22 protein-coding genes and 4 tRNA genes are annotated in these 24,609 nt (G+C 61.7%); 13 read left to right on the top strand and 13 right to left on the bottom strand.

Features of this window, described 5'->3' with window-relative positions; genetic code table 11:
• Positions 1-315 precede the first annotated feature (315 nt).
• Positions 316-633 (top strand): hypothetical protein, encoded by a 318-nt coding sequence (locus tag AB5Y90_RS09705; RefSeq protein ID WP_201958524.1) that lies wholly within the window; start codon positions 316-318, stop codon positions 631-633.
• Positions 634-656: 23 nt separating this feature from the next.
• On the top strand, positions 657-1,292 hold the full coding sequence (locus AB5Y90_RS09710) for a Vat family streptogramin A O-acetyltransferase (RefSeq protein WP_257124228.1): 636 nt from the start codon (positions 657-659) through the stop codon (positions 1,290-1,292).
• Positions 1,293-1,397: 105 nt separating this feature from the next.
• Here AB5Y90_RS09710 and ppc read toward each other — a convergent pair whose 3' ends face one another.
• Together ppc and argE are read right to left on the bottom strand one after the other, a co-directional pair.
• Positions 1,398-4,031, bottom strand: coding sequence for a phosphoenolpyruvate carboxylase (gene ppc, locus AB5Y90_RS09715; protein ID WP_115522987.1), 2,634 nt, complete (start codon positions 4,029-4,031; stop codon positions 1,398-1,400).
• Between the two features lie 231 nt (positions 4,032-4,262).
• Positions 4,263-5,408: an acetylornithine deacetylase gene (argE, locus tag AB5Y90_RS09720; protein ID WP_307896112.1), complete on the bottom strand. Its 1,146-nt coding sequence runs from the start codon at positions 5,406-5,408 to the stop codon at positions 4,263-4,265.
• A 271-nt stretch (positions 5,409-5,679) separates the two neighbouring features.
• On the opposite strand from argE, the gene argC reads away from it, so the two are divergent.
• The 5 genes from argC (at position 5,680) to argH (ending at position 11,339) form a co-directional block, all read left to right on the top strand.
• A complete protein-coding gene (argC, locus tag AB5Y90_RS09725; protein ID WP_179903065.1) occupies positions 5,680-6,687 on the top strand; it encodes an N-acetyl-gamma-glutamyl-phosphate reductase in 1,008 nt (335 codons plus the stop codon).
• A gap of 22 nt (positions 6,688-6,709) precedes the next feature.
• Positions 6,710-7,513, top strand: coding sequence for an acetylglutamate kinase (gene argB, locus AB5Y90_RS09730; protein ID WP_201952840.1), 804 nt, complete (start codon positions 6,710-6,712; stop codon positions 7,511-7,513).
• 25 nt (positions 7,514-7,538) lie between these two features.
• Entirely contained in the window at positions 7,539-8,450 is a 912-nt protein-coding gene (locus tag AB5Y90_RS09735) for an ornithine carbamoyltransferase (RefSeq protein ID WP_139411626.1), read from the top strand.
• Between the two features lie 57 nt (positions 8,451-8,507).
• Positions 8,508-9,743: an argininosuccinate synthase gene (locus tag AB5Y90_RS09740; RefSeq protein ID WP_201952843.1), complete on the top strand. Its 1,236-nt coding sequence runs from the start codon at positions 8,508-8,510 to the stop codon at positions 9,741-9,743.
• A gap of 210 nt (positions 9,744-9,953) precedes the next feature.
• Positions 9,954-11,339, top strand: coding sequence for an argininosuccinate lyase (argH, locus tag AB5Y90_RS09745; protein WP_193860485.1), 1,386 nt, complete (start codon positions 9,954-9,956; stop codon positions 11,337-11,339).
• Positions 11,340-11,414: 75 nt separating this feature from the next.
• Here argH and AB5Y90_RS09750 read toward each other — a convergent pair whose 3' ends face one another.
• Together AB5Y90_RS09750 and AB5Y90_RS09755 are read right to left on the bottom strand one after the other, a co-directional pair.
• Positions 11,415-11,870 carry a hypothetical protein gene (locus tag AB5Y90_RS09750; protein WP_201952846.1) on the bottom strand — a complete coding sequence of 152 codons (456 nt, stop codon included), beginning with the start codon at positions 11,868-11,870 and terminating at the stop codon, positions 11,415-11,417.
• Between the two features lie 245 nt (positions 11,871-12,115).
• Positions 12,116-12,631, bottom strand: a complete 516-nt coding sequence (locus AB5Y90_RS09755) for a ClbS/DfsB family four-helix bundle protein (protein ID WP_139747732.1) — start codon at positions 12,629-12,631, stop codon at positions 12,116-12,118.
• A 132-nt stretch (positions 12,632-12,763) separates the two neighbouring features.
• On the opposite strand from AB5Y90_RS09755, the gene AB5Y90_RS09760 reads away from it, so the two are divergent.
• Positions 12,764-13,096 carry a hypothetical protein gene (locus tag AB5Y90_RS09760; RefSeq protein ID WP_042053566.1) on the top strand — a complete coding sequence of 111 codons (333 nt, stop codon included), beginning with the start codon at positions 12,764-12,766 and terminating at the stop codon, positions 13,094-13,096.
• Between the two features lie 86 nt (positions 13,097-13,182).
• Here the strand turns inward: AB5Y90_RS09760 and AB5Y90_RS09765 are convergent, their stop codons facing one another.
• The 6 genes from AB5Y90_RS09765 to plsY all read right to left on the bottom strand — a co-directional run bounded on the left by AB5Y90_RS09765 (position 13,183) and on the right by plsY (position 15,537).
• On the bottom strand, positions 13,183-14,355 hold the full coding sequence (locus AB5Y90_RS09765) for a nucleoside recognition domain-containing protein (protein WP_005355060.1): 1,173 nt from the start codon (positions 14,353-14,355) through the stop codon (positions 13,183-13,185).
• A 105-nt stretch (positions 14,356-14,460) separates the two neighbouring features.
• A tRNA-Asn gene (locus tag AB5Y90_RS09770) sits at positions 14,461-14,536 on the bottom strand.
• Positions 14,537-14,544: 8 nt separating this feature from the next.
• Positions 14,545-14,620 (bottom strand) — tRNA-Phe (locus AB5Y90_RS09775).
• Between the two features lie 3 nt (positions 14,621-14,623).
• Positions 14,624-14,699: transfer RNA gene (locus tag AB5Y90_RS09780), tRNA-Thr, on the bottom strand.
• Positions 14,700-14,751: 52 nt separating this feature from the next.
• Positions 14,752-14,827: transfer RNA gene (locus AB5Y90_RS09785), tRNA-Phe, on the bottom strand.
• A 47-nt stretch (positions 14,828-14,874) separates the two neighbouring features.
• The gene (gene plsY / locus AB5Y90_RS09790) at positions 14,875-15,537 is read right to left on the bottom strand and encodes a glycerol-3-phosphate 1-O-acyltransferase PlsY (protein ID WP_042053596.1); all 663 of its coding nucleotides are present in this window, start codon (positions 15,535-15,537) and stop codon (positions 14,875-14,877) included.
• 157 nt (positions 15,538-15,694) lie between these two features.
• Here plsY and folB point away from each other — a divergent pair, with 157 nt between their 5' ends.
• The 3 genes from folB to AB5Y90_RS09805 all read left to right on the top strand — a co-directional run bounded on the left by folB (position 15,695) and on the right by AB5Y90_RS09805 (position 17,190).
• On the top strand, positions 15,695-16,066 hold the full coding sequence (gene folB / locus AB5Y90_RS09795; RefSeq protein ID WP_201952849.1) for a dihydroneopterin aldolase: 372 nt from the start codon (positions 15,695-15,697) through the stop codon (positions 16,064-16,066).
• Entirely contained in the window at positions 16,066-16,575 is a 510-nt protein-coding gene (gene folK, locus AB5Y90_RS09800) for a 2-amino-4-hydroxy-6-hydroxymethyldihydropteridine diphosphokinase (protein ID WP_201952852.1), read from the top strand. The genes folB and folK overlap by 1 nt, the downstream gene beginning before the upstream one ends.
• A gap of 126 nt (positions 16,576-16,701) precedes the next feature.
• Complete coding sequence (locus tag AB5Y90_RS09805; protein ID WP_201952854.1) at positions 16,702-17,190, top strand: YbaK/EbsC family protein; 489 nt, start codon at positions 16,702-16,704, stop codon at positions 17,188-17,190.
• Here AB5Y90_RS09805 and mdtD read toward each other — a convergent pair.
• Positions 17,162-18,577: a multidrug transporter subunit MdtD gene (mdtD, locus tag AB5Y90_RS09810; RefSeq protein WP_201952859.1), complete on the bottom strand. Its 1,416-nt coding sequence runs from the start codon at positions 18,575-18,577 to the stop codon at positions 17,162-17,164. The two genes, AB5Y90_RS09805 and mdtD, sit on opposite strands and share 29 nt — an antisense overlap.
• Before the next feature lie 11 nt (positions 18,578-18,588).
• Positions 18,589-19,197, bottom strand: a complete 609-nt coding sequence (locus AB5Y90_RS09815) for a TetR/AcrR family transcriptional regulator (protein ID WP_201952862.1) — start codon at positions 19,195-19,197, stop codon at positions 18,589-18,591.
• 90 nt (positions 19,198-19,287) lie between these two features.
• On the opposite strand from AB5Y90_RS09815, the gene AB5Y90_RS09820 reads away from it, so the two are divergent.
• Together AB5Y90_RS09820 and AB5Y90_RS09825 are read left to right on the top strand one after the other, a co-directional pair.
• A complete protein-coding gene (locus tag AB5Y90_RS09820; protein WP_201952865.1) occupies positions 19,288-20,388 on the top strand; it encodes an efflux RND transporter periplasmic adaptor subunit in 1,101 nt (366 codons plus the stop codon).
• Positions 20,385-23,492: an efflux RND transporter permease subunit gene (locus AB5Y90_RS09825; RefSeq protein ID WP_265784063.1), complete on the top strand. Its 3,108-nt coding sequence runs from the start codon at positions 20,385-20,387 to the stop codon at positions 23,490-23,492. The genes AB5Y90_RS09820 and AB5Y90_RS09825 overlap by 4 nt, the downstream gene beginning before the upstream one ends.
• Here the strand turns inward: AB5Y90_RS09825 and AB5Y90_RS09830 are convergent.
• Positions 23,477-24,604, bottom strand: a complete 1,128-nt coding sequence (locus AB5Y90_RS09830) for a GTP-binding protein (protein WP_160880587.1) — start codon at positions 24,602-24,604, stop codon at positions 23,477-23,479. The genes AB5Y90_RS09825 and AB5Y90_RS09830 overlap by 16 nt on opposite strands.
• Positions 24,605-24,609 lie beyond the last annotated feature (5 nt).

Raw genomic sequence — 24,609 nt, forward strand, 5'->3', positions numbered from 1 at the left:
AGATATTCTGCCTCAAGAGGACTCACTCGCCCTCATCGTCAGCGCAGAAAAATCTGCGGCCACAGCCAACAATCCTTTACATCTAGCAGCCTGCCAGCCTCTCGGCCACCACCTGTGGCCTGCGCGTTGCTACTCCCGCCACTGCGCTCGCTCACGGCGGCGAAAGCCCCCTCACCCGGTCACGCATATCCCATTGTTTCAACTCACAAGTTCATTTACGCTGGCCGTCCTGAGTCCAGTTTTCACCTCATCAGCCATCAGGAACGCCAGCCACCCGCAACCGCAGGGGCTGTACCACGGAAAAGGAATCGCCAGATGAAAAACGCTATCGTTACCGCCCGCTTCGACGCCATCAGCACCGAAGGGGAACAGCTCACCCTCAAGATCGTCATCAAGGCCCCCGAGCCGGATCCCAAGTCCGCCAGCGGTGACTGGCGCTGCAAGGTGAAGCTGGCGGGGCTGAGCGAAAAGACCTTCATCTACGGCATCGACAGCCTGCAGGCCCTGAGCCTCGCCATCAAGTTTGTCGAAACCGAACTGCGCGCTTTCTCCGATGCGGGCTGGCAGTTCTATCTGCCCGGCAGCCCCGATCACCCCATCGACATGAGCGCCTGCTACTTCCCGGCGCTCTAGCCCGGCCCATCCAAGGAGACCAGATGCACGGACCCGATCCCGCCAATCCCCACCCCATGAACGGCTTTCCCCAGGTGTGCTTTATCAAGAACACCATCAAGGGGCCCAATATCGAGGTGGGCGACTACACCTATTACGACGACCCGGAGGATTCGGCGGGCTTCGAGCGCAACGTTCTCTACCACTTCCCCTTCATCGGCGACAAGCTCATCATCGGCAAGTTCTGCGCCATCGCCCGCGGGGTGAAATTCATCATGAATGGCGCCAACCACCAGACCTCCGGCTTCTCCACCTACCCCTTCTTTATCTTCGGCAACGGCTGGGAGCATGCCGCACCCGCCCCGGGCAGCCTCCCCTACAAGGGGGATACCGTGATCGGCAACGATGTCTGGATTGGCTATGACGCCCTGATCATGCCGGGAGTAAAAGTCGGCAACGGTGCCATTATCGCCGCCCGCTCCGTGGTCACCGGCGATGTGCCCGCCTACGCCTTGGTCGGCGGCAATCCGGCGAAAGTGATCCGCTACCGCTTCGACGACGACACCATCGCCCGTCTCAACGCCATCGCCTGGTGGGACTGGCCGGTGGAGCAGATCAGCCGCAACCTGCCGCTTATAAGCGGCGGCGAGATAGCCGCGCTGGAAGCGGCAACCCCATAGAGACAACCTGTAAACCAAGCGAGATCGTAGAAACAACAAAGGGCGCCTTGTCGGCGCCCTTTGGCTTGATGGATATCGCTGAAGCCTGCTGGCTTGGACTGGCTATCAACCCGTATTACGCATCCCTGCGGCAATACCGGCGATGGTGACCATCAGCGCTTTGTCCAGCTCGGGGTGCAGGGTCTCCGGGTGGTTGCGGGAACGGTTGAGCAGCTCGGCCTGCAGCACGTTGAGCGGGTCTGTGTAGGGGTTGCGCAGCTTGATGGACTCCTTGATCCAAGGCTGATCCTCCAGCAGATCCCCGCGCGGGCTCAGTTTCAGCACCACCTCGATGGACTCGGCGAGCTCCTGACGCAGCTGTTTGCCAAGGCCCCACAGCTCCTGCGGCACCAGACGGGTGTCGTAGTACTCGGCGAGCCAGACGTCCGCTTTGAGGAACACCATCTCCAGCATCTCAAGACGAGTGCGGAAGAAGGGCCACTGGGCGCTCATCTCTTCCAGCACGGCCAGCTTGCCGCCGTCGATGGCCTGTTGCAGCGCCTTGTGGGCACCGAGCCAGGCCGGCAGCATCAGGCGGTTCTGGGTCCAGGCGAAGATCCACGGAATGGCGCGCAGGCTCTCGACGCCGCCGTTGGGCTTGCGTTTGGAGGGACGGGAGCCGAGCGGCAGCTTGCCGAGCTCCATCTCCGGGGTGGCGGCACGGAAGTAAGGGACGAAGTCTGGATGACCGCGCACGATACTGCGGTAGTGATCGCAGGAGTCGGCGGCCAGCTGTTCCATCACCTCGCGCCAGCACTCTTTCGGCTTGGGCGGTGGCAGCAGGTTCCCTTCCAGCACGGCGCTGGTGTAGAGCTCCAGACTCTTGATCGCCACTTTCGGCAGACCGAACTTGAAGCGGATCATCTCCCCCTGTTCGGTGGTACGCAGACCGCCGCGCAGGGATCCCGGCGGCTGGGAGAGGATCGCCTGATGGGCAGGCGCACCGCCACGACCGACGGTACCGCCACGGCCATGGAACAGGGTGAGGCGAATATTGTTGGCTTCGGCCAGACCCACCAGGGATTCCATGGCGGCGTACTGGGCCCAGCCTGCGGCCATCATGCCCGCATCCTTGGCAGAGTCGGAGTAACCGATCATCACGTACTGACGGCCCTGAATGTAGCCGCGATACCAGTCCACCGAGAGTAGACGCTCCATCACGGCGGTGCCTGCCATCAGGTCATCCTGGGTTTCAAACAGCGGGGCGACCGGCATGCGGAACTTGCAGCCAGCCTCTTTGAGCAGCAGTTGCACCGACAGCACATCGGACGGCGCACCGGCCATGGAGATGATGTAGATGCCGAACGCATCGGGGTCGTGCTCGGCGATGACCTGACAGGTATCCAGCGTCTCGCGCACCTCGGCGCTCGGTTCCCAGTCGTGGGGAATGAGCGGGCGACGGGAGTTCAGTTCGTTGAGCAGGAAGGCCTGTTTGTCATCTTCGCTCCACTCGGCGTAGTCACCCAGACCCAGATAGCGGGTCAGCTCGGAGAAGACCAGCCCGTGACGCTCGCCATCCTGACGGATATCCAGCTTGACCAGATGGATGCCGAAACAGGCGACCTTGCGCAGCACATCCAGCAGCATGCCATCGGCGATGTTGCCCATGCCGCAGGCGTGCAATGAGTGGTAGCAGAGCTCCAGCGGCTCGCGCAGCTGGGCGGTGGTCTTGACCAGATCCTGACTCTCGCTCGCCTGGCCCTGCACCTTGGCGGTGAGGTGCTCCTTGGTTTCGCGCAGCGCTTCACGCAGCTCGCGCACCAGCGCACGGTAGGGCTCGGGGTGATCGCCAACGCGAGCGCGCACGGCGTCGGTACAGTCGGACATGGAGAGCTCGGAGGTAAGCTCCTTGATGTCTTTGTAGAACAGGCTCACCGCCATCCAGCGGCCCAGCTCTAGCACTTCGGCAGTCACCTTGGCGGTGACGAAGGGGTTGCCATCGCGGTCACCGCCCATCCAGGAGGTGAACTTGACCGGCGCGGCATCCAGCGGCAGCCGCACACCAAGATGGTGTTGCAGACGCTCGTCCAGATTGCGCATGAATTCGGGAATGGCTGGCCACAGGCTGTTCTCCACCACAGCGAAGCCCCACTTGGCCTCGTCGACCGGTGTCGGGCGCTGTTCGCGGATCTCGTTGGTGTGCCACGCCTGATTGATGAGCTGTTCGATGCGGTTGAGGATCTTGTCCCGCTCGCGGGGCAGCAGGTCGGAGAGCTCCAGCGCCTCGAGGCAGTCGTTGAGCTGTACGTGCTTGTGGATCAGGGTACGGCGGGTCACCTCGGTGGGGTGAGCGGTCAGCACCAGATCGATATCCAGCTCGCGCACGGCCTGAATGATGGCCTCTTGCGACAGGTTGGACGCTTTCAGTTTGTCGAACATCTGCTCCAGCGGATCCGGGGTGCAGACCTGCTCTTCACAGCGACGGGAGATGGTGTGGAACTGTTCCGCCACGTTGGCCAGATTGAGGAACTGGCTGAAGGCGCGGGCCACCGGCAGCAGTTCATCATCGCTCAGGGTTCGCAGGGTATCGAGCAGACGTTCCCGGTCTGATTCATTACCCTTGCGGGAGGACTTGGCCAATTGGCGAATGGTTTCGATCTTGTCGAGAAAGGCCTGACCCTGATGATCCTTGATGGATTTACCCAGCAGCTGACCCAGCATACCTACGTTGGCGCGTAGTGCGGCGTACTTTTCGTTCATTCCACATCCTTATCTTGTTGGTGCCTGACACCCATCCGGGGTGCTAGACGACCTCACTTATTGTTGTGCGATTACAACATATGCTCCGTCATCTTAGGGTGACAATCTACCCAGATTGTCTGCGCAAGGTCAAATAACAGGCCGATTCAGAACATGTATTTCCCTCACCACTCCACAACCGGCTTGTTATGTAACTTACTTACAGTTTTTACGCCCCTTTCACCGCCGCCGCTACAGGCAAAAACGTCTGATCAGGTGCTGCAACACCGAGGTGGTCGGCTTGACGAAGGAGAGGTCGAGATACTCATCCGGCTGGTGCGCTTGGGTGATATGGCCGGGGCCCATCACTATGGTCTCGCAGCCAAGCTGCTGGATAAACGGCGCCTCGGTGCAGTAATTGACCGACTCGGCGGCGCGACCGCTCGCCTTCTCAGCTTCTCGCACCAGCAGAGAGTCGTCGGCGCAGGCGTAGGCGGGAATGGGTTCATGCAGATGTTGCAGATGCAGGCAGCCCGGCTGGTGGATCTCGATGGGCGACAGCGCCTCTTTCAGCATCCCCATCAGCTCATCCGGCCCCACCTGCGGGGTAGGTCGCAGGTCGATATGCAGCTCGCAGCAGCCGCAGATGCGGTTCGGGCTGTCGCCCCCCTGAATGTAACCGAGGTTCAGGGTCGGCTGCGGCACGGCAAAGCGGTGGTCGGCGTAGCGATCTTTCAGATCCTGCTGCAAGCGCAGCACCTGCCCCATCGCCTTGTGCATGATCTCCATGGCGTTGACGCCGTTGGCGGGATCCGAGCTGTGACCGCTCTTGCCGGTAATGCGGATCGCCTCCGACATATGTCCCTTGTGGGCCACCACCGGCACCAGTCCGGTCGGCTCGCCAATCACGGCGTAGTCGGGTTTCAGCTCGGCCGCCGCGGCGATGGCGCGGGCCCCCGCCATGGTGGTCTCTTCATCGGCGGTAGCGAGAATACGCAGCGGCTTGTTGAGCTTGGTGAGGTCAATCTCTTTGAGCGCCTCGACGATAAAGGCGAAGAAGCCCTTCATATCGATGGTGCCGAGGCCATAGAGGCGGTTGCCCTCTTCGGTCACCTTGAAGGGATTCTTGCTCCAGCCCCCCTCATCGAACGGCACCGTATCGGTATGACCCGCCAGCAGCAGACCGCCCTCCCCCTGACCAATCGTCGCCACCAGATTGAACTTGCCCGGCAGATCGGGGAGCGCCGTTACCTCGCACTGAAAACCGAGCTGGCCGAACCAGTCGGCCAGCAGCCGGATCACCGCCTCATTGCTCTGATCCCACTTGGGATCCGTGCTGCTGATAGATGGAATCGCAATAATATTCTTATAAAGTGAAAAAAAATCCAGATTGGCCATCAGCTCCTCCTTGCGTCCCCGGAATGTTTCTGTTAGAAAATACAAATGCAAAGTGAGTGCATGAATATTCTGTAATTTTACCTGAATATCTGGCTCATCAACAAAGGCTTCTAGTTGTAAGGGAAAGTTAATGTTCTGTCACCTGATCTATAACCGACGACACACACCCGCCTGAATTGCCCCTCCGCACTTGTGCAAAGGGGCGATCGAACACCCTTGTGCACTGCAGCGTCATGCTGTGAATCTCGAACTCTGACTTGGAATATTCAACATGCTTAACACCGTTATCGTCGGTGCTAGTGGCTACGCGGGAGCCGAACTGGCCGCACTGGTACAGAACCACCCACAACTCAAGCTGTTCGGCCTCTATGTCTCCGCCGGCAGTCAGGATGCCCACAAGCGCTTCTCTTCCCTGCATCCCCAGTGGGTCGGTGCCCTCGATCAGCCGCTGCTGCCGCTGGACGACGACGGCATGACCCGGATCCTGACCCAGGCCGATCTGGTGCTGCTGGCCACCGCCCACGAAGTGAGCGCCGAGCTCGCACCCAAGTTTCTCGCCAAGGGGCTGCCGGTGTTCGATCTCTCCGGCGCTTTCCGGGTCAAGGATCAGGGCTTCTACGACAGCTTCTACGGCTTCACCCACCAGAGCGAACAGTGGCTGGATCAGGCCGTCTATGGCCTGGCGGAGTGGAACGCTGATGCCATCGCCACCGCCCAGCTGATTGCGGTGCCGGGTTGCTACCCGACCGCATCGCTGTGCGCCCTCAAGCCGCTGCAGCAGGATGGCCTGATTGCCAAGGGGTGGCAGCCGATCATCAACGCCGTCTCCGGGGTTTCCGGCGCCGGGCGCAAGGCAGCCATCAACACCAGCTTCTGCGAAGTGAGCCTCAATCCCTACGGCACCTTCAATCACAGACACCAGCCGGAAATCAGCCACCACCTCGGCAAGGAGGTGCTGTTCCAGCCCCACCTTGGCAACTATGTGCGCGGCATTCTGGCCACCATCTATGTGCAGCTGGCGGACGGCGTCACCCCCACCCAGGTGGATCAGGCCTTCCTCAAGGCTTACGAAGGCAAGCCGCTGGTGCGCCTCACCGGCCAGATGCCCTCCATCCGCGGTGTCGCGGGCACCCCTTACTGCGACATTGCCTGGCAACAGCAGGGCAACATGCTGGTGGTGGTCTCGGCCATCGACAACCTGCTCAAGGGCGCCGCCTCGCAAGCCATGCAGTGCATAAATATCAAATTTGGTTTTGAACCGGCCACCGGCCTGATTTAAGGACTTAGGAAGGATTTCGAACATGGACAAACAGACGTTGGTAATCAAGCTGGGCGGCGCCCTTATCGAGAACGACGAGGCGCTGACCGCCCTGTTCGCCACCCTCAAAACCTTTCTCGACGATCAGCACCGTCCGCTGGTGCTGGTACACGGTGGTGGCTGTCTGGTGGATGACCTGCTCAAGGGGCTGGGTCTCACCTCCACCAAGAAGAACGGCTTGCGGGTGACCCCGTTCGAGCAGATCCCCTTTATTGCCGGGGCGCTGGCGGGCACTGCCAACAAGCAGATGATGGCCAAGGCGATCGCCACCGGCATTCCGGCGGTGGGGCTCTGTCTGGCAGATGGCGGCCTCTGTCAGGTGACCCAGCTCGACCCGGATCTCGGCGCGGTCGGCGAGTGCAAGCCGGGCAACCCGGCGCTGGTAGCAGGCATCCTCGGTCAGGGCTTCCTGCCGGTGGTGAGCTCCATCGGCATCACTGCCGACGGGCAGCTGATGAACGTCAACGCGGATCAGGCCGCCACCGCCATTGCCGAGGCCCTCGGCGCCGATCTGGTCATGCTCTCCGACGTGAGCGGCATCCTCGATGGCAAGGGCAAGCTGGTGCCCCAGCTCGACAAGCTGACCGCGCTGGATTTGATGGAGAAAGGGGTGATCACGGACGGCATGGCGGTCAAGGTAGAAGCAGCCCTGCACGCCGCCGAGACCCTCGGCAAGCCGGTCTGTGTCGCCAGTTGGCGCTACCCGGAGCAGCTGCTCAAGCTGCTGGCGGGCGGCGCGGTCGGCACTCTGGTCAAGATTGCCGATGGCAATCAGGTAGCCCTCTAATCCTCACCGGAACAAGGAATATCCGATGCAACATCTTCTGAAAGACAGTGATCTGAACAAAGCCCAGATTGAAGCGCTGATTGCGCTGGGCAAGGCAGTGAAGGCCGACCCGAAGAAGTACAGCCAGGCGCTGGCGGGCAAGAGCGTGGTCACCCTGTTCGAGAAGCCCTCCCTGCGCACCCGGGTCACCTTCGACATCGGCATCGCCAAACTGGGCGGCCACAGCGTCTATCTGGATCAGCAGAACGGCGCGCTGGGCAAGCGGGAGTCGGTGAAGGATTTCGCCGCCAACCTGTCGCGCTGGTGTGATGCCATCGTCGCCCGGGTGTTTGATCACCAGACCCTGGTCGAGCTGGCGGAGCACGGCACAGTGCCGGTAGTGAACAGCCTGTGCAACCTCTACCACCCCTGTCAGGGGCTGGCCGACTTTATGACCATTGCCGAGCACTACGACGATCTGTCGAAGGTGAAGCTTGCCTACCTCGGTGATGGCAACAACGTCAGCCACTCTCTGCTGCTGCTGGGGGCGACCCTGGGCACCGACGTCACCCTGATCTGCCCGAAAGGCCACGGCCCGGATACCCAGATCTTCCTGCAGGCGCAGGCATTGGCGGCCAAGTCGGGAGCGAGCATCCACATCAGCGATGACGTGGCGGATATCGAAGGGTTCGATGTGGCCTACACCGACACCTGGGTCTCCATGGGTGACAACACCCCGATGGAGCAGGTCAAAGACCTCTTTATGCCTTACCAGATCAATCAGGCCCTGCTCGACCGCACCGGCATCCAGCACGTGCTGCATTGCCAGCCGGCTCATCGGGAGCTGGAGATCACCTCGCAGGTGATGGATGGTTCCGCCTCCCTCATCATGGACGAGGCCGAAAACCGGATGCATATCCAGAACGCCGTGTTGCTGACCCTTCTCGGCGGCAAGTAACGCGGTACTCAACCTGAATCACGACACCTTTATTGAATCATCATGGAGAGAAGTAAAATGAGCGGAATCAACAAGATCGTACTGGCTTACTCGGGTGGACTGGATACCTCGGCCATCATTCCCTGGCTGAAAGAGCACTATGACGCCGAAATCATCGCCTTCGTGGCCGACGTCGGTCAGGAGCGCGACGATCTGGATGGAATCGAACAGAAGGCGATCGCCTCCGGCGCCACCAAGTGCATCATCAAGGATCTGCGCGAAGAGTTCGTCAAAGAGTACGTCTACCCGACCCTGAAGACCGGCGCCGTCTATGAAGGCACCTATCTGCTGGGCACCTCCATGGCCCGTCCGGTGATCGCCAAGGCGATGGTCGAGGCCGCGCTGGCGGAAGGGGCCGATGCCATCTCCCACGGTTGCACCGGCAAGGGTAACGATCAGGTGCGTTTCGAAGGTGCGGTTGCCGCGCTGGCGCCCCAGCTGAAAGTCATCGCCCCGTGGCGGATCTGGGACATGCGCTCCCGGGAAGATCTGCTCTCCTATCTGGAGACCCGCAACATCCCCTGCAAGGCGACCCTGAAGAAGATCTACAGCCGCGACGCCAACGCCTGGCACATCTCCACCGAAGGTGGCGAGCTGGAGAGCACCTGGAACGAGCCGTCCGAAGCGGTCTGGCAGTGGACCGTACCGGCCGAACAGGCACCGGATCAGCCGGAGTACGTCAAGCTGACCGTGGCGCAGGGTGAAGTGGTGGCCGTTGACGATCAGCCGCTCAGCCCGCACCAGATCCTGATGACCCTGAACGAGCGTGCCGGCAAGCACGGCGTAGGCCGCATCGACATCACCGAAAACCGGATGGTGGGCATGAAGTCCCGCGGCTGCTACGAGACCCCGGGCGGTACCGTGATGGTCGCCGCGCTGCGCGCCGTGGAAGAGCTGGTACTGGATCGCCCGACCCGCGCCTGGCGGGAGAAGCTGGGTGCCGAGTTCTCCCATCTGGTCTATGACGGTCGCTGGTTCACCCCGCTGTGCAAGGCGATCCTCGCCTCTGCCAACGCCATCGCCGAAGATCTCGATGGTGAAGTGGTGCTGAAGATGTACAAGGGGCAGGTCACCGCGGTGCAGAAGAAGTCGCCGAACAGCCTCTACTCCGAAGACTTCGCCACCTTCGGCGCCGATGAAGTGTATGACCAGAGCCATGCCGAAGGCTTTATCCGTCTCTACACCCTGGCCAGCCGGATCCGCGCCATGAAGGAGCAGCATCAGGCAATCGGTGGCGACCATACCCACGGCTAAGCAAGCGCGATAACCCGTTGATTCCGTTGAGGGGGCATGGCCCCCTCTTCTATAGGCCGAGGGCATGGCCCCTGAGCCACCATCGGCAGGTGTGACAAGAGCGGCAGCGCACCGGCCGCTTCTGTGAGATAACAGGCTCGCAGAAAAACAGGGCACGATTTCAAGCTCGGTGGCCAGGGCGCCGCCGACAACGCATTCAAGGAGAGCAGTATGGCACTTTGGGGTGGACGCTTCAGTCAGGGAGCCGATAGCCGGTTCAAGCAGTTCAACGATTCGCTGCGGTTCGATTACCGACTGGCGGAGCAGGATATTCAAGGCTCCATGGCTTGGGCCAAAGCGCTGGTAAAAGTGGGAGTCTTGACCGCCGATGAGCAGGGCAAGCTGCAGCAGGCGATGGAGGTGCTGCTCGCCTCGGTGCAGCAGGATCCGCAGCAGATCCTGAGTTCGGACGCCGAAGATATCCACTCCTGGGTCGAGAGCCAACTGATTGCCGCCGTCGGCGATCTCGGCAAGAAACTGCACACCGGCCGCTCGCGCAACGATCAGGTCGCCACCGACCTGAAACTCTGGTGCAAGGCGCAGGGTGAGCTGCTGCTCGGCTCCATCACCGCCCTGCAGCAGGGACTGGTCGCCTCCGCCCGTGCCAATCAGGCCGCGGTGCTGCCCGGTTACACCCACCTGCAGCGCGCCCAACCGGTCACCTTCGCTCACTGGGCGCTGGCCTATGTGGAGATGCTGGAGCGGGACTACTCCCGGCTGCAGGATGCCCTCAAGCGCCTCGATACCAGCCCACTCGGCTGCGGCGCGCTGGCGGGCACTGCCTACGCCATCGACCGCGAAGCCTTGGCGCTCGACATGGGCTTTGCCGGTGCCACCCGCAACAGTCTGGATTCGGTCTCGGATCGGGATCACGTGGTGGAGCTGATGCACGTGGCGTCCCTCTCCATGACCCACCTGTCGCGCTTTGCCGAAGACCTTATCTTCTACAACACCGGCGAGGCGGGCTTTGTCGAGCTCTCTGACGCGGTGACCTCCGGATCGTCACTAATGCCGCAGAAGAAGAACCCGGATGCGCTGGAGCTGATCCGTGGCAAGACCGGCCGGGTGGTCGGCGCCCAGATGGGCATGCTGATGAGCCTCAAGGCGCTGCCGCTGGCTTACAACAAGGACATGCAGGAAGACAAGGAGGGGCTGTTCGATGCCCTCGACACCTGGCACGACTGCCTCGATATGGCGGCGCTGGTGCTGATCGATCTGAAAGTGAATGGCGAGCGCACCATGGCGGCGGCGCAAGGCGGCTACGCCAACGCTACCGAGCTGGCGGACTATCTGGTTGCCAAGGGGATTCCATTCCGTGAAGCGCACCATATCGTCGGCGAAACCGTGGTCTTCGCCATCAGCGTGGGCAAACCGCTGGAAGAGCTCTCCATCGGCGAGTTCCAGCGCTTCAGCCCGGTAATCGAGTTCGACGTCTACCCCAATCTGGAACTGGAAGCGACCCTCGCTAAACGGGTCGCCAAAGGCGGCGTCGCCCGCGAGCAGGTTGAGGCAGCCCTGACCGCAGCCGAAACCTGGCTGGCAAAACGGACGGGTTAAACCAACCTGCTTGTCATTCGAACTAGAAAGCAAAACGGCAACCTCAGGTTGCCGTTTTTTATTGCTCACCGCGGTTCAGGCGCTAGCATTGAGCAGTTTGCCAACCCCTTCCCCCTTGCCATTAGGCAGGGTCTGTTTAAAGGCACCGAGCAGCTGGTCGAGGTTGAGATTGCTGGCACCGAGGGAATCCTTGAGGGTATCGAGCTCGCTTTGCAGCGCGTCGAGGCGGGTGCTCTGGGTGCCGCTCGCCAGCTGGTTGCGGGCGCTGTCGATGGCAGCTGGGAGGGATTGACCACCATTCTCCTGCCCCAGAGTCTGCATCAGCTCACCCATAAAGTGGTTGATGGCAGCGCGATTTTGCTCGCTATTGGCCTCCTTGATGCCGAGCCGCTGGAACAGGCTCTGGACGGTCGGGGCTAGGTGCTCTTCCTGCACTGTTTGCTGCACAGGCTCAGGTTTGGCACTGCTGCCGAGCAGCTGACTGCCCAGCTTGAGGGCGATAGAGGCAAGGGGGAGCAGGTTGCTGATCATGATATCTCTCCGCGACAACGACCCTGAATGGTGTTGCCAAGAGATGTGCATAAGCGGGGCCAGCACGGCGATAAAACGTACCGCACCGGCTAATCCCTTGAATGGCTGATCTATTTGTTCAAGCAGCACCAGGAGATAGCCGAGCGCAAAGGGGTGTCAGGCGGCCAGTGGCTGCAGCCACGGGCGGTAGTGGCAATATGGTGGCAAAGCGTTTTGCCGCCCACCCGAGCCGCGACCTCTTCCTTTCACACCCTGATCGCCAACTCTTTTAGCCACTTGCGCAGCCGCCCGTTGGCGTTGAGATAGGGGGATGCACTATTGAACTGGATCATCCGCCCGAGCGTCCACTTCTCATACCAGAGGCAGCCATACAGCTGCAGGTCGCTGCGCGCCTCCACCAGTTCGATGATGTGCCCTCTGGCGGCAGCCAACCGCTGTAACAACGCCGGATAGCTGAGCCCCTCGTAATCCCGATAGAACTTTTGGGCCAGCCCGCCCAACTCGTTCCACTTAAAACCGGTTTCGGGAAAATCCACTGGCAGACCTGCCGCATCCCGCTCGATCCACTTGATCAGCAGTTCGTTCCAGCCGATAAGGTAGGCCAGCAGATTGACAACGCTCATCGTGGTTCCCTTGCTGTGCCCTGCCAGGGTCGGCTCCCGCACCCGGCTCTCAGGGACGGCCTGCAACGCCTTGAACAACTTACTGAAATTGGTATCGATCGCGAGTAGCAGCTCGGCCTTGTTTTGCGGGATCCCCATTGCTCTCCCCTTTTCAAGTTTACTTGCGGCGCAGCCGAGGCGATTGCCGCAACCAAGGCAGCACGTTACGCTAACCCTCTTCATCCTGTACAGCTCATCCAGTGCAGGCCAACCATCACGGCAAGATCGGCAATGAATCAACTAATCAGCTATATCAGGGCCATTCATCGACAAGCGAGCCCCGTCACTCTCACCCGCCAAGAGAGTGAACACTATAGCGAGCATGATGAGAGCGGCACTGTGATCCAACACCAGATAACCACCAGCTGGTTTGCCAATGGGGTCGTCATCCGCCAGCAAACCGAACAGGACGAAGCGCCATCTCAGCAGCTTTGTGCCGAGTGCTGGATCAGCTATCGGGTCATCGCCAGTCCCATCCCCATCACTCCAGCCCGCAAGCTGTTTCACAACCACTGTCAGGAGCGATTCTGGTTGAAGGTACAGGGCATCACGCCACAAGGGTGATTGGTATGCCCGTGAGCAGGGCGCGGCAGGGGGAAACGCAAAGAGGCTCCAAAGAGCCTCTTTTTGTATCCGTGTCTGAACCCGACTCAGCCCAGCAGCAGATAGAGCTGGTGAGCGGCCACACCGGCACACAGGCCGCCGATGGTGTGGGCAACGATGGCGCGGGAGGTGAGGTGGCGATAGCCGAGGGCATCCAGCATGGCGGTGTGGGTGCTCAGGAAGCCACTCCAGCACATCCCCATGGCGGTAAACACCGCGACCTCGTTACCGGTAATCCACCCTTTGGCGATAAAGGGGGGCACCAGCGACATAGCGGCGCCGACAGCACCGAGGGAGGTAGCCGGGAAGGCGACCAGCTCCGGCTGCTGGAAGCCAAACAGCAGGTCAAACAGCCAGCTCACCTTGGCGGCCAGCACCGGCAGCAGGGCTACCCCCTGAAACGCTTCGCCGGTATAGCCCTTGTCGCCGGGTCCGAAGGTGAGCAGCATCACGAAGGTACTGATGATCAGCACGCCGGGGATCACCGCCATCCCCAGCTCCACACCGGATTTGCCGCCATCGAGTAGAGAGTTGAGGATCCGCAGCCAGCCGGGAGCCGCCTCTTTGGTCACCCCTACCTTGCGGCCATCGGACGATACAGCGTCATCGTTCAGCACTTCCCCCACCAAGGGGCGGATCATCCGTTGCATCAGTCGGGTAGAGACCACCGAGCCCACCAGAGCCCCCAGCAACCCAATCAGCGCCGCGCTGGCGGTGGATTCACCGCTCGGCAGCTGCAAGGTGGCCATAAAGGTCACCACGATCAGTCCCATGCCAAAGGCGGTGCCGAAGTTGGTGAGCGACACCAGCTGCCAGGGGGTGAAACCTTTGCGAAAGCGGCTGTCCTTGGCGAGGCTGATCACCGCCGGGTTGTCGGAGAAGAAGGTCATCAGCGCCGCCAGGGCGGTGCGACCGGGCAGACGAAACACCGGCTTCATCAGGGGGGCCAGCAGCACCTCCAGCAGGCGGATCACCCCGAACTCGCTCAAGAGCTGGCTCAGGGCACCGGAGAGCACCGTGATCCCCATGATAAAGAGCACAGTATTGAGCAGCAGCTGGTGGGCGGTATTGAACAGGGTGTTGACCATGGCAGAGAGGCCCATCTGGCTGCCGAGGTAACCGAACAGGCTGCCGAGAATAAGCAGCACCAGCACGGGTTCCATCCAGTTCCGAATGGCGGCAAGTCGCCCCTTTGACTCTATAACTACATGATTTTCCATATCTATCCTGCGGTTCATCTGTGCGTGTGTGGTTGTTTTTATGGTTAAAAAATGGCTGCGCCAAATAGAAAAAAGCCCTTGTCTTGCGACAAGGGCTTTTTGAATTGGCTCCTCCTACTGGACTTGAACCAGTGACATACGGATTAACAGTCCGCCGTTCTACCGACTGAACTAAGGAGGAATTGTAATTGGTGCCCAGAGACGGAATCGAACCGCCGACACGGGGATTTTCAATCCCCTGCTCTACCGACTGAGCTATCTGGGCAAATGGTGCCGGCTACCGGAATCGAACTGGTGACCTACTGATTACAAGTCAGTTGCTCTACCTACTGAGCTAAGCCGGCACACTTTAAACCATTGTGCATGAACAAATTTTTTATTTCATGGCACCAAAATTGGTGCCCAGAGACGGAATCGAACCGCCGACACGGGGATTTTCAATCCCCTGCTCTACCGACTGAGCTATCTGGGCGTGGGCGCTATTAAACGGATTTTAAGGCAGATGGTCAACGGGAAATTTCACTTTTTGTCTCGTTCGTCTCTTTTTTGCGCAACATCGTCCATTTCTGCCACTTCTTCGGCACAGGCCGCGCCTTTTCGCCCCCAGACTCTGGGTTCCTCTCCTTTGAGCAGGCGGGAGATATTCTCGTGATGGCGGATCAGGATGAGGCAGGAGAGCAGGGAGACTGGCAGGGTATATTCGGGTTTGAGCAGGTAGGTAAAGAGCGGCGTCAGCAGCACGGTAATGATGGAGGCCAGCGAGGAGTAGCCGCTCACCAGCAGCACCAGCAGCCAGGTGCCAATCACGGCGCCCCCCATGGTAAAGCCGATGGGCATCATGGTGCCCAGCGCCGTCGCCACCCCTTTGCCACCGCGAAAATGAAAGAAGATGGGGTACATATGGCCGAGGCAGGCGGCGACCCCGATAAAGCCGAGGTAAACGGGTTTGATCTGCAGATACCAGGCGAGATAGACGGGCACAGTGCCCTTGAGCACATCGAGCAGCAGCACCACCAGCGCCGCCATCCGGCCACCGAGGCGCAGCACATTGGTTGCCCCCGGATTGTGGGAGCCATGATCCCGCGGGTCGGGCAGACCGGTGCAACGGGAGACCAGCACAGCACTGGATAGTGAACCACCCAGGTAGGCCAGAATAATCATCAAAATCGTCAGGGCCGTCATCTTGGTCGTTTTTACCACGATATGAATGGGGTATGATGCGGGCCACATACGCTGGCATGGGCCCATGCCCACCCAGAGCGCCTCGGCAAGCCTGTTGCCCGGCCAGCATCCCTGCGCTGTCATCACAGCCCATCAAGAGTAAAGAAGAAGTACAGTCATGGACAAGGTGTTTATTCGCGGACTCGAAGTTTTGACCACCATAGGTGTATATGAGTGGGAGAAGGGCATTCGCCAAAAGCTCCGTTTTGACCTCGAGATGGGGTTCGACAACCGCCCCGCGGCAGCAACCGACGACATCAATCTGGCACTGGATTATGCCGACCTCTCCAACAAGATTTGCGAGCATGTCAGCGGCAAGGTGGTTGAACTGGTCGAGACCATGGCCGAGCAGGTCGCCATGCTGGTTCTGACCGACAAGCGGGTACAGTGGGTCAAGGTGACCCTCACCAAGCCGGGCGCCGTGCCCAATGCCGCCGGGGTCGGCGTCGAGATCCTGCGCCATCGCACTCCGGCCGCGAGCAGCAACTGATGACCACCATCTATATCAGCCTCGGCTCCAACATCGAGCGGGATCGCCATATCCGTGCCGGACTCGATGCCCTGCACGCCGAATTTGGCGAGCTGCGGGTCTCCCGGGTATTCGAGAGCGAGGCAGTCGGCTTCAACGGCCGCCCCTTCTACAACTTGGTGGCGGCTGCCGAAACCGATCTGCCGCTGACCACCGTCTGCCAGCGACTGCGGGCCATGGAGTTCGCCCACGGCCGCGAGCCGGATGCCAAGAAGTTCGCCCCGCGCACCCTGGATCTCGATCTGCTGCTCTATGGCGATCTGGTCTGCGACACCCCGCTGGCGCTGCCGCGCGGTGAAGTGCTCACCAACGCCTTCGTGCTCTGGCCGCTGGCCGAGCTGGCCCCCACCCTGCGCCACCCCGTCGATGGCCGCACCATGGGCGAGCTGTGGCAAGCCTATGACAAGGCCTCCCAGCAGCTGTGCCCCATTCCCTTTCACTGGGAAGCGTGTGAATTGCAACATCACTGATCCGCAAGGGCGCCTCACGGCGCCCTTGTTGTTTGCACGGACAGGGTTGCTTATCACGGATAAGAAAGTGTCATTGGGCCTGACCCTGCGAGGCTGGCAGGATAGCGCCCACTACAGGAGAACCCCATGCCACTCGATACCATTCACCACTTCAACTGCCAGCTGCTGGCCGAACTGCCCCACCAGCGCTATGAGCATGAACCCATCCTCGACTACGCCACCGATGAAAAGGTCAAGGCCCGCCTAGGCTGGCAGGCGGAGTTCAGCAAGACCCTGTTTCTCAAGTTCAAGGATGGCCGCTTCGCCCTGCTGCTGACCCACAGGGACGGGCGGCTCGACAACAAGGCGGTCAAGGCCGCGCTCGGTGGCAAGCCCTCCATCTGCACCGCCGAGGAGATGCAGGCGGAGATCGGCTGCCTGCCGGGGGCGGTCTGCCCCTTCCTGCCCCGCGCCGATATTCCGCTACTGGTGGACCCGCAACTGCTCAACCACACCGCCTTCACCTGGACTCCGGGCCACCCGGAGCAGACCTTTCTGCTGGCGACCGAGCATCTGGCCGAGGTACTGGCGCAGCTCCCCTGCGAGGTCAGCTATCTGCCCGCCCCGACGGCGTAGCCCCATCGCGCGCCAGCTGGGCGAAGATCAGCGCCGCCAGCATGGAGAGCAACCCGACACAGAGGTAGGTAAGGTGGAACCCGGCCAGCCACTGCCCCTCGGCCACTAAGGTGCCCGCTGAGGAGCCCGCCGAGAAGAGCCCGAGCAGGCTGGCGGCAATCGCCACCCCCAAACTCATGGAGAGCTGCATCACCACCGAGAGCAGACCGTTGCCACTGCTGGCCAGGGTTGGGCTGAGATCTTGCAGCGTAAGAGTGTTCATGGCGGAGAACTGCAGCGAGTTGATGGCGCCGAAGATCGCCAGCCAGCCCAGCAAGACCCCGTAGGGGAGCTGGTTGTCGATAAAGTAGAAGCTGGCGATCATCGCCCCCAGCAGCAGGGTGTTGCCGATCAGAATGCGGCGATAGCCCACCTTCGGAATCAGCTTGTTCACCAGCGTCTTGGTCAGCATGGCGCCAATCACGGTGGGGATCATGGTCATCCCCGCCTTGCTTGGCGAGAAACCCAGCCCCAGCTGCAGAAACAGCGGGGTGAGGAAGGGCATGGCGCCGCTGCCGAGGCGGGCAAACAGGTTGCCCCAGATGCCGATGGCAAAAGTGGTGGTCTTGAACAGGTTCAAACTAAAGAGCGGCTGCGGTGCATTGGCGGCATAGAGCCAGTAGCTCGCCATCGCCGCCAAGCCGAAGATCAGTGCAAACAGCGCCCAACCGGTGGAGATGCTGTGCTCCCCCAGCCCCTGCAAGCCGACCGACACCAGCACCATGCCGACGCTGAACATCACAAAGCCCTGCCAGTCGAACCGGGCGGTCTGCTGCCGCAGCTCCGGCATAAAGTGCCAGCTGGCGATAAAGCCGAGCAGCCCCACCGGCAGGTTGATGAGAAATACCCAGTGCCAGCTCGCCACTTCCACCAGCCAGCCACCGAGCGCCGGCCCCATCAACGGGCCGAGCAGCCCCGGGATGGTGACAAACGACATCACCCGCAGCAGCTCGTGCTTGTCATAGACCCGCAGCACCGCCAACCGTCCCACCGGCATCAGCAGCGCACCGCCAATCCCCTGAAGTACCCGGGCGGCGACCAGCATGGAGAGCGAATTGGAGGCGGCGCAGGCGAGCGAGCCGAGGGTAAAGAGCGAGATGGCGGCCAGATAGATGCGGCGGGTACCGAACCTGTCTGCCAGCCAGCCGGAGGCCGGGATCAGCAGCGCCACCGTCAGCATGTAGGCGATGATCACCGACTGCATCTGCAGCGGGCTCTCCCCCAAGGTCTCGGCCATGCTGGGCAGGGCGGTGTTGAGAATGGTGCCATCCAGCGCCTGCATAAAGAAACCGACCGCCGCCAGCAGGGGCAGCCACTTGCGCTGGGCATCTGTCACTGTGTGGCTCATTGCCACCTCCATTATTTTTGCGGGGGAGCGGCGGCGGTCAGGAAGAGATCGACACAACTCAGGGTCCAGGCATCCTGCTCGGCAGCGCTCTGGGTCAACGGCAGACCCAGCTCACGGAGCATGCGCTCCTTGCCCTGCCACATCAGCAACAGCTGCAAGGCGGCCTGTTCGCTGTCTTGATGGCAAAGCAGGCCTTGCTGCTTCTGCTGCTCCAGCCAGTTGGACAGCATCTTGGTCACATAGAGCGGGCCCGCCTCGAAAAAAAGGGTGGCCAGCTGGGCATCGTTGCTGCTGATGCAGGTGCGAAAGATATTGATGGCATCATCGCTCAGGATCAACTTGCGAAAGCTGCGACCAAAGGCAATCAGACTCTCCCGCACATTGTTGCCACGCAACAATACCTCCGGCATCAGCTCGCTGCTGACGCACTTGCTGCCCACCGCTTCGGCAAACAGCGACTCCTTGTTGGCAAAATGGCTGTAGACCGTCTGCTTGGAGACGCCCGCTTCACTGGCCACCATGTCCATGCTGACCAGATGCAGACCGTGCTGACAGAAGAGCCGCCCGGCAGCATCGAGGATCGCAGCTCGCTTCTGCTGACTACGGGGTGAAATGTTCATTTTTCCTCCACAATCAAACTGGACAGTCTAGTTTCGAAAAACTAGACTCACCGGTGTGATTTGATGTTATGTCAACCAGAGGATGATGTCATGACACTTTGCTTAATCCTGCTGGCGCTGTTACTGAGTGGCTGCAGCCCGGTCACAGAGTCAGAAGAAACACCCGCCCTGACCCGGGTGATCGCCCAGCCGCTGCAAGCCAGCGATCACTACCCGGTGCTGCACCGCTTCAATGGCAGGGTGATCGCCCCCGAGCACAGCCAGATAGGCTTCGAGCTGGCAGGGCGGATCGCCACTCTGCACAAGGGACGGGGAGAGCCGGTCGCGGCTGGCGAACTGCTCGCCACACTGGATACCCGGCTGCTGGCAGTGGAAGCCAAAGAGCTGGCCGCCCGGGCTGCCCAGAACGAGGCCGAGCTGACCCTTGCCCGGCAGACGCTCGAACGACTCACCGCCCTGCGCCAGCAGCAGTTCAGCTCCCGACAGGCGCTGGATGAACAGCAAGGCAAAGTCCGCATGCTGGAGGCAAGCGCCAACCAGCTGGCCGCCGCCCTCGAAGCCAACCGGGTCAAACAGGAGAAATCACAGCTGCGCGCACCCTTCAACGGAATCGTAGTCAGCCGCGAGCAGGCATTGGGGGCTGTGGTGGCCGCAGGCCAGCCTCTCTTCTCCCTCACCCGCAGCGGTCAGTGGGAGGCCGATATCGGCGTACCGGTGAAACAGGCCGAGTCCCTGATCGTCGGCCAACACTACCCCCTGCAAAGCGGGGAGCAATCACTGGAGGGGCGCCTGCTTAATCTGGGGGTACAAGTGGACGGGCAGACCCACACCCGCACCGCCCGCTTCCAGCTGACCCGGGGCGGCGAACAACTGGCAGAGGGGCAACTGATCACCCTGTTGCATCAGACCCGCGAGCCTACCCGCGCCTACGAAGTGCCGCTCACCGCGCTGACCCAGGGATTGCGCGGCAGCTGGACCCTCTATCTGCTCAATGACGAAACGCCACCCCGGGTGGTCAGTCGGGACGTCACCCTGCTGCAACAAGATGGCGAGCGGGCCTGGATCAGTGGTGCCCTGAATGGACAAGAACAGCTGGTGACCGATGGCCTGCATAAACTGGTGCCGGGCCAGCAGGTCACCCTGACCACCAGCGTGGATCATCAGGCGGCGCATCCGGAGCCACAGTCATGATCCGCCCTTTTATCGAGAATGGCCGCCTGCTGCTGTTGACGGTCGCGCTGCTGCTGACGGCCGCCCTTGCGGCATTGCAGACCCTGCCCAGAACCGAAGATCCCCAGCTCACCAGCCGTTTTGCCAGCGTGGTTACCCACTTCCCCGGGGCCAGTGCCGAGCGGGTGGAGGCGCTGGTGAGCGAGCCCATCGAGAACCGGCTGCGGGCCCAGAGCGAGATCAAGCTGATCGAGTCGAGCTCTCGCCCCGGTCTCTCCATCATCAATCTGGAGCTCAAGGATGAGGTCAGCGATGTCGAGCCCGTCTGGACCAGAGTCCGTGACCGGCTGGCAGATCTGGCCGCCGGACTGCCAGCCGGCGCCAGTGCCCCCAAGCTGGATGACGAGAAGGGCTACCCCTTCACCCGCCTGGTCAATATGGTCTGGCGCGGGCCGGGCCAGCCGCAGCTGGATCGCCTCGCCCGCTACAGCGCCGAGCTGGAACGCCGGGCTCGCCAGCTGCCGGGCACCGAATACGTCGAGCGGGTCGGGGCACCGCAGGAGGAGATCGAGGTACGGTTCGATCCCCTCGCCCTCAGTGCCAGCGGCATGAGTGGCGAACAGCTTGCCCAGGCGCTGAGTGGTGCCGATGCCAAAGTGGCCGCCGGGGAGTTGCAGGGCAGCCACAATCGCTTTCAGGTGGAGATCCGCGGCGCCCTCGATACCCTGGAGCGGATCCGCCAGATCCCGCTGCGGACTGGCGAGCAGGGCCAGACCCTGCGCCTTGGCGATCTGGCCGAGGTACGGCGTACCCTGCACCAGCCGGAGAGCCAGCTGGCCTTTGCCAATGGTGAGCGGGCCGTGGTGGTCGGTCTGCGCATGGCACAGGATCACCGCATCGACCTCTGGTCGGCACGGGTCGACTCCATGCTGACTCAGCTGCAACAGGACTTGCCGGATAATATCGGCCTCGTCACCAGCTTCGATCAGCAGCGTTATACCGATCAGCGGCTCGACACCCTGCTTATCAACATTGTGCAGGGTTTTCTCATCATAGTGGCCGTGCTGCTGGTGACCTTGGGTGTCAAGGCCGCCATTATCGTGGCCCTGTCGCTGCCGCTTACCGTGGCGTTCTCATTCGCCTGCATAAACCTGATCAATCTGCCCATTCACCAGATGTCGGTCACCGGTCTGGTGGTGGCACTCGGGATCATGGTGGACAACGCCATCGTCATGGCGGATCGGGTGCAGTATCAGCGCCGCCACGGCATGGCCATGAGTGCCGCCGCACTGGAAGCCATCGGCCACCTCTGGCTGCCACTGCTGGGCTCCACCCTCACCACCATGCTCGCCTTTATGCCGATCATTCTGATGCCGGGCCCGGCGGGCGAGTTTGTCGGCGGTATCGCCTGGGCGGTAATCTGTTCACTGCTGGGATCCTACCTCATCGCCCACACCCTGGTGGCTGGCCTTGCAGCTCGCTGGATTGGCAGTGACCAGGGGGGACGCTGGTATCAGGATGGCTTGCGCCTGCCCCGGGTGAGCGCCCGTTTCCAGCAGAGCATCGCCATGGCGCTGGCTCACCCCTGGCGAACCCTGCTGCTGGTCAGTCTGCTGCCCCTGCTAGGTTTTTGGGTGGCGGGCCGCCTCACCGAACAGTTCTTTCCCCCTGCCGACCGGGACATGATCCACATCGAGGCCAGCCTCTCCCCACAGGCGAGCCTGGCGCGCACCCGCGAGCTGGCACTGGGGATCTCTGCCGAGCTGGCCAGTCTCCCCGAGCTGGTTCGTCAGGACTGGGTGGTGGGCGACAACGCCCCCAGCTTCTACTACAACCTGGTGCCCAGAAAACAGGGGCGGGCCGATTACGCCCAGGGGATGATCACCCTGCAGGATGCCGATGCCGCCGAACGGCTCATTCCACAACTACAACAGCGGCTCGATGCAAAATTTCCCGAAGCGCAGATCCTGGTGCGCAAGCTGGAACAGGGGCCGCCTTTCAATGCCCCGGTCGAGCTGCGGCTGTTTGGCCCCGACCTTGAACAGCTGCACCGTCTGGGAGAGGAGCTTCGCAGTCTGCTCGCCAATACCCCGGCCGTGGTGCAGACCCGCGCCACCTTGCAGGCAGGGGCCCCCAAACTCTGGTTGCAGGTCGATGAGGAGGCCGCCCGACTGGCAGGCATGAGCCTGACCGATGTTGCCTCCCGGCTGGCGGGCGCACTGGATGGCAGGTTGGGCGGCACTGTGCTGGAAGGCACCGAGTCGATCCCGGTTCGGGTGCGGCTTGCCGAGCCCTTGCGTCAGGATCCGGATGCGCTACTCAATGTGCCGCTGTCGCTCACCGGCACCGGCCAGCAAGGGGCAGCCAATCTCACCTTGCGGGCGCTGGCCACTCCCGAGCTGCAGCCAAGCTGGGGGGAAATCAGCCGTCGGGATGGTGAGCGGGTCAATGTGCTGGAGGCCTATCTGGCGGTCGGCGTACTGCCGCAAACCGTGCTGGAGCAGGTCAAAGAGAGGCTGGCCGCCAAGGCGCTGGCGTTGCCGCCGGGCTATCGACTGGAGTTTGGCGGAGAAGCCGCCAAGCGGGATGAATCGGTGGGCAATCTGATGGCGCACGTCAGCCTGGTCGCCGTGCTGCTGGTGGCCGTGCTGGTGCTCAGCTTCAACTCGTTCCGGCTGGCAGGCATCGTCACCTTGGTGGCGATCCAGTCGGCGGGGCTCGGCCTGCTGTGGGTCTGGCTACTGGGGTACCCCTTCGGGTTTACGGTGATCATCGCCCTGCTGGGACTGATGGGGCTGGCCATCAACGCCGCCATCGTCATTCTGGCCGAGCTGAAGGCAGACCCGCTGGCACAACAGGGCAATCTGCCGCAGATCCGTGACCTGGTGGCCGGTTGCAGCCGCCACATCGTCTCGACCACCATCACCACGGTGGGCGGCTTCATCCCGCTATTGCTGGGGGGCGGCGGCCTCTGGCCACCCTTTGCCATCGCCATCGCCGGTGGCACAGCGCTGGCGACCCTGCTCTCGTTCTACTTTGTGCCGGTGGCGTTTGTGCTGTTCAACCGTCGCCGTCCTGACCCGATGCAGGAGAGCCGCAACGCGCAAGATCAGTTGTCGGGCTGACCCAGCATGGCTTTGAGCCGCTCTTCCAGAGTGGGCTCGGGGGCCTTGAGGGTCGCCATAAAGAGCTGCTCGATACCGGCCTTGTCCTGACTTTTCACGATAAACACCAGTCGGGACTGGGCCTTGCCCTCCGGCCAGTCACCCAATGCCTGCAGCGGATAGAGCTGGCCGTGGACGCCGTGGATCACCACCGGCTGGCTCTCTCCTTCCAGCTGCAAGATCCCCTTGAGGCGCAGCAGGGCATCGCCGTATTGGGCCTGCACCGCATCGATGGCGGCCAGCAGGCGAGAGGGCTTGAGCGGCTCACCGATACGCAGGGAGAAACTCTCGATGTTGCCGTGCTCGAAGTGGGTGGGCGCAGCTGTGCCCACCTTGGCAGCGAACGGTTGCATCTTCGGCTGCATCGGTGATGCCAGCCCCTGCTTGGGGGATTCGGTGCGCAGCCAGGCCAGCAGCTGGCGCACATCGCGCCCCGCCGCTTCGTTGTAGGCGCCGAGCTTCTCCAGCACCTTGGGCGACAGTTCGCCATTGGTCACCTGCTGGATGGGGGCCGCCGGGTTGAGTGCCGCCAGCTGGGCTTCGACCCGCGCCAGCTGTTCGTCCTCCACCAGATCCCCCTTGCTCACCACCAGCAGATCCGCCAGCGCCACCTGTTTCACCGCCTCATACTGGGCCGCCAACTGCTGCTCAATATGACCGGCATCCACCACGGTGACGGTGCCATCGAAGCGATAACGCTGAGCGATAAAGCCCTCTTCGCGCAGGGTAAAAAGCACGGGAGCAGGATCGGCCAGACCTGTGGTCTCGATAATCAGCCGCTTGAACGGTTTGATCTTGCGCTGGATGGCCTTCATAAAGAGCCCCTGCAGCGCCTCCACCAGAGAGCCCTGCACCGAGCAGCAGATGCAGCCGGAGTCGAGCAGCATCACCTGCTCATCCACCTGTTGCACCAGATGGTGATCCAGCCCCACCGAGCCGAACTCGTTGATCAGCACTGCGCACTCACCGAGCTCCGGCTGCTTGACCCAGTGGTTGAGCAGAGTTGTCTTGCCGCTGCCGAGAAAGCCGGTCAGCAGGGTCACTGGGATACGGGTATCTTGCATATCGGTCATGTCAG

It is taken from the genome of Aeromonas sp. R4-1, from assembly GCF_040908325.1.
In the GTDB taxonomy this organism is placed as follows: Bacteria; Pseudomonadota; Gammaproteobacteria; order Enterobacterales; family Aeromonadaceae; genus Aeromonas; species Aeromonas veronii.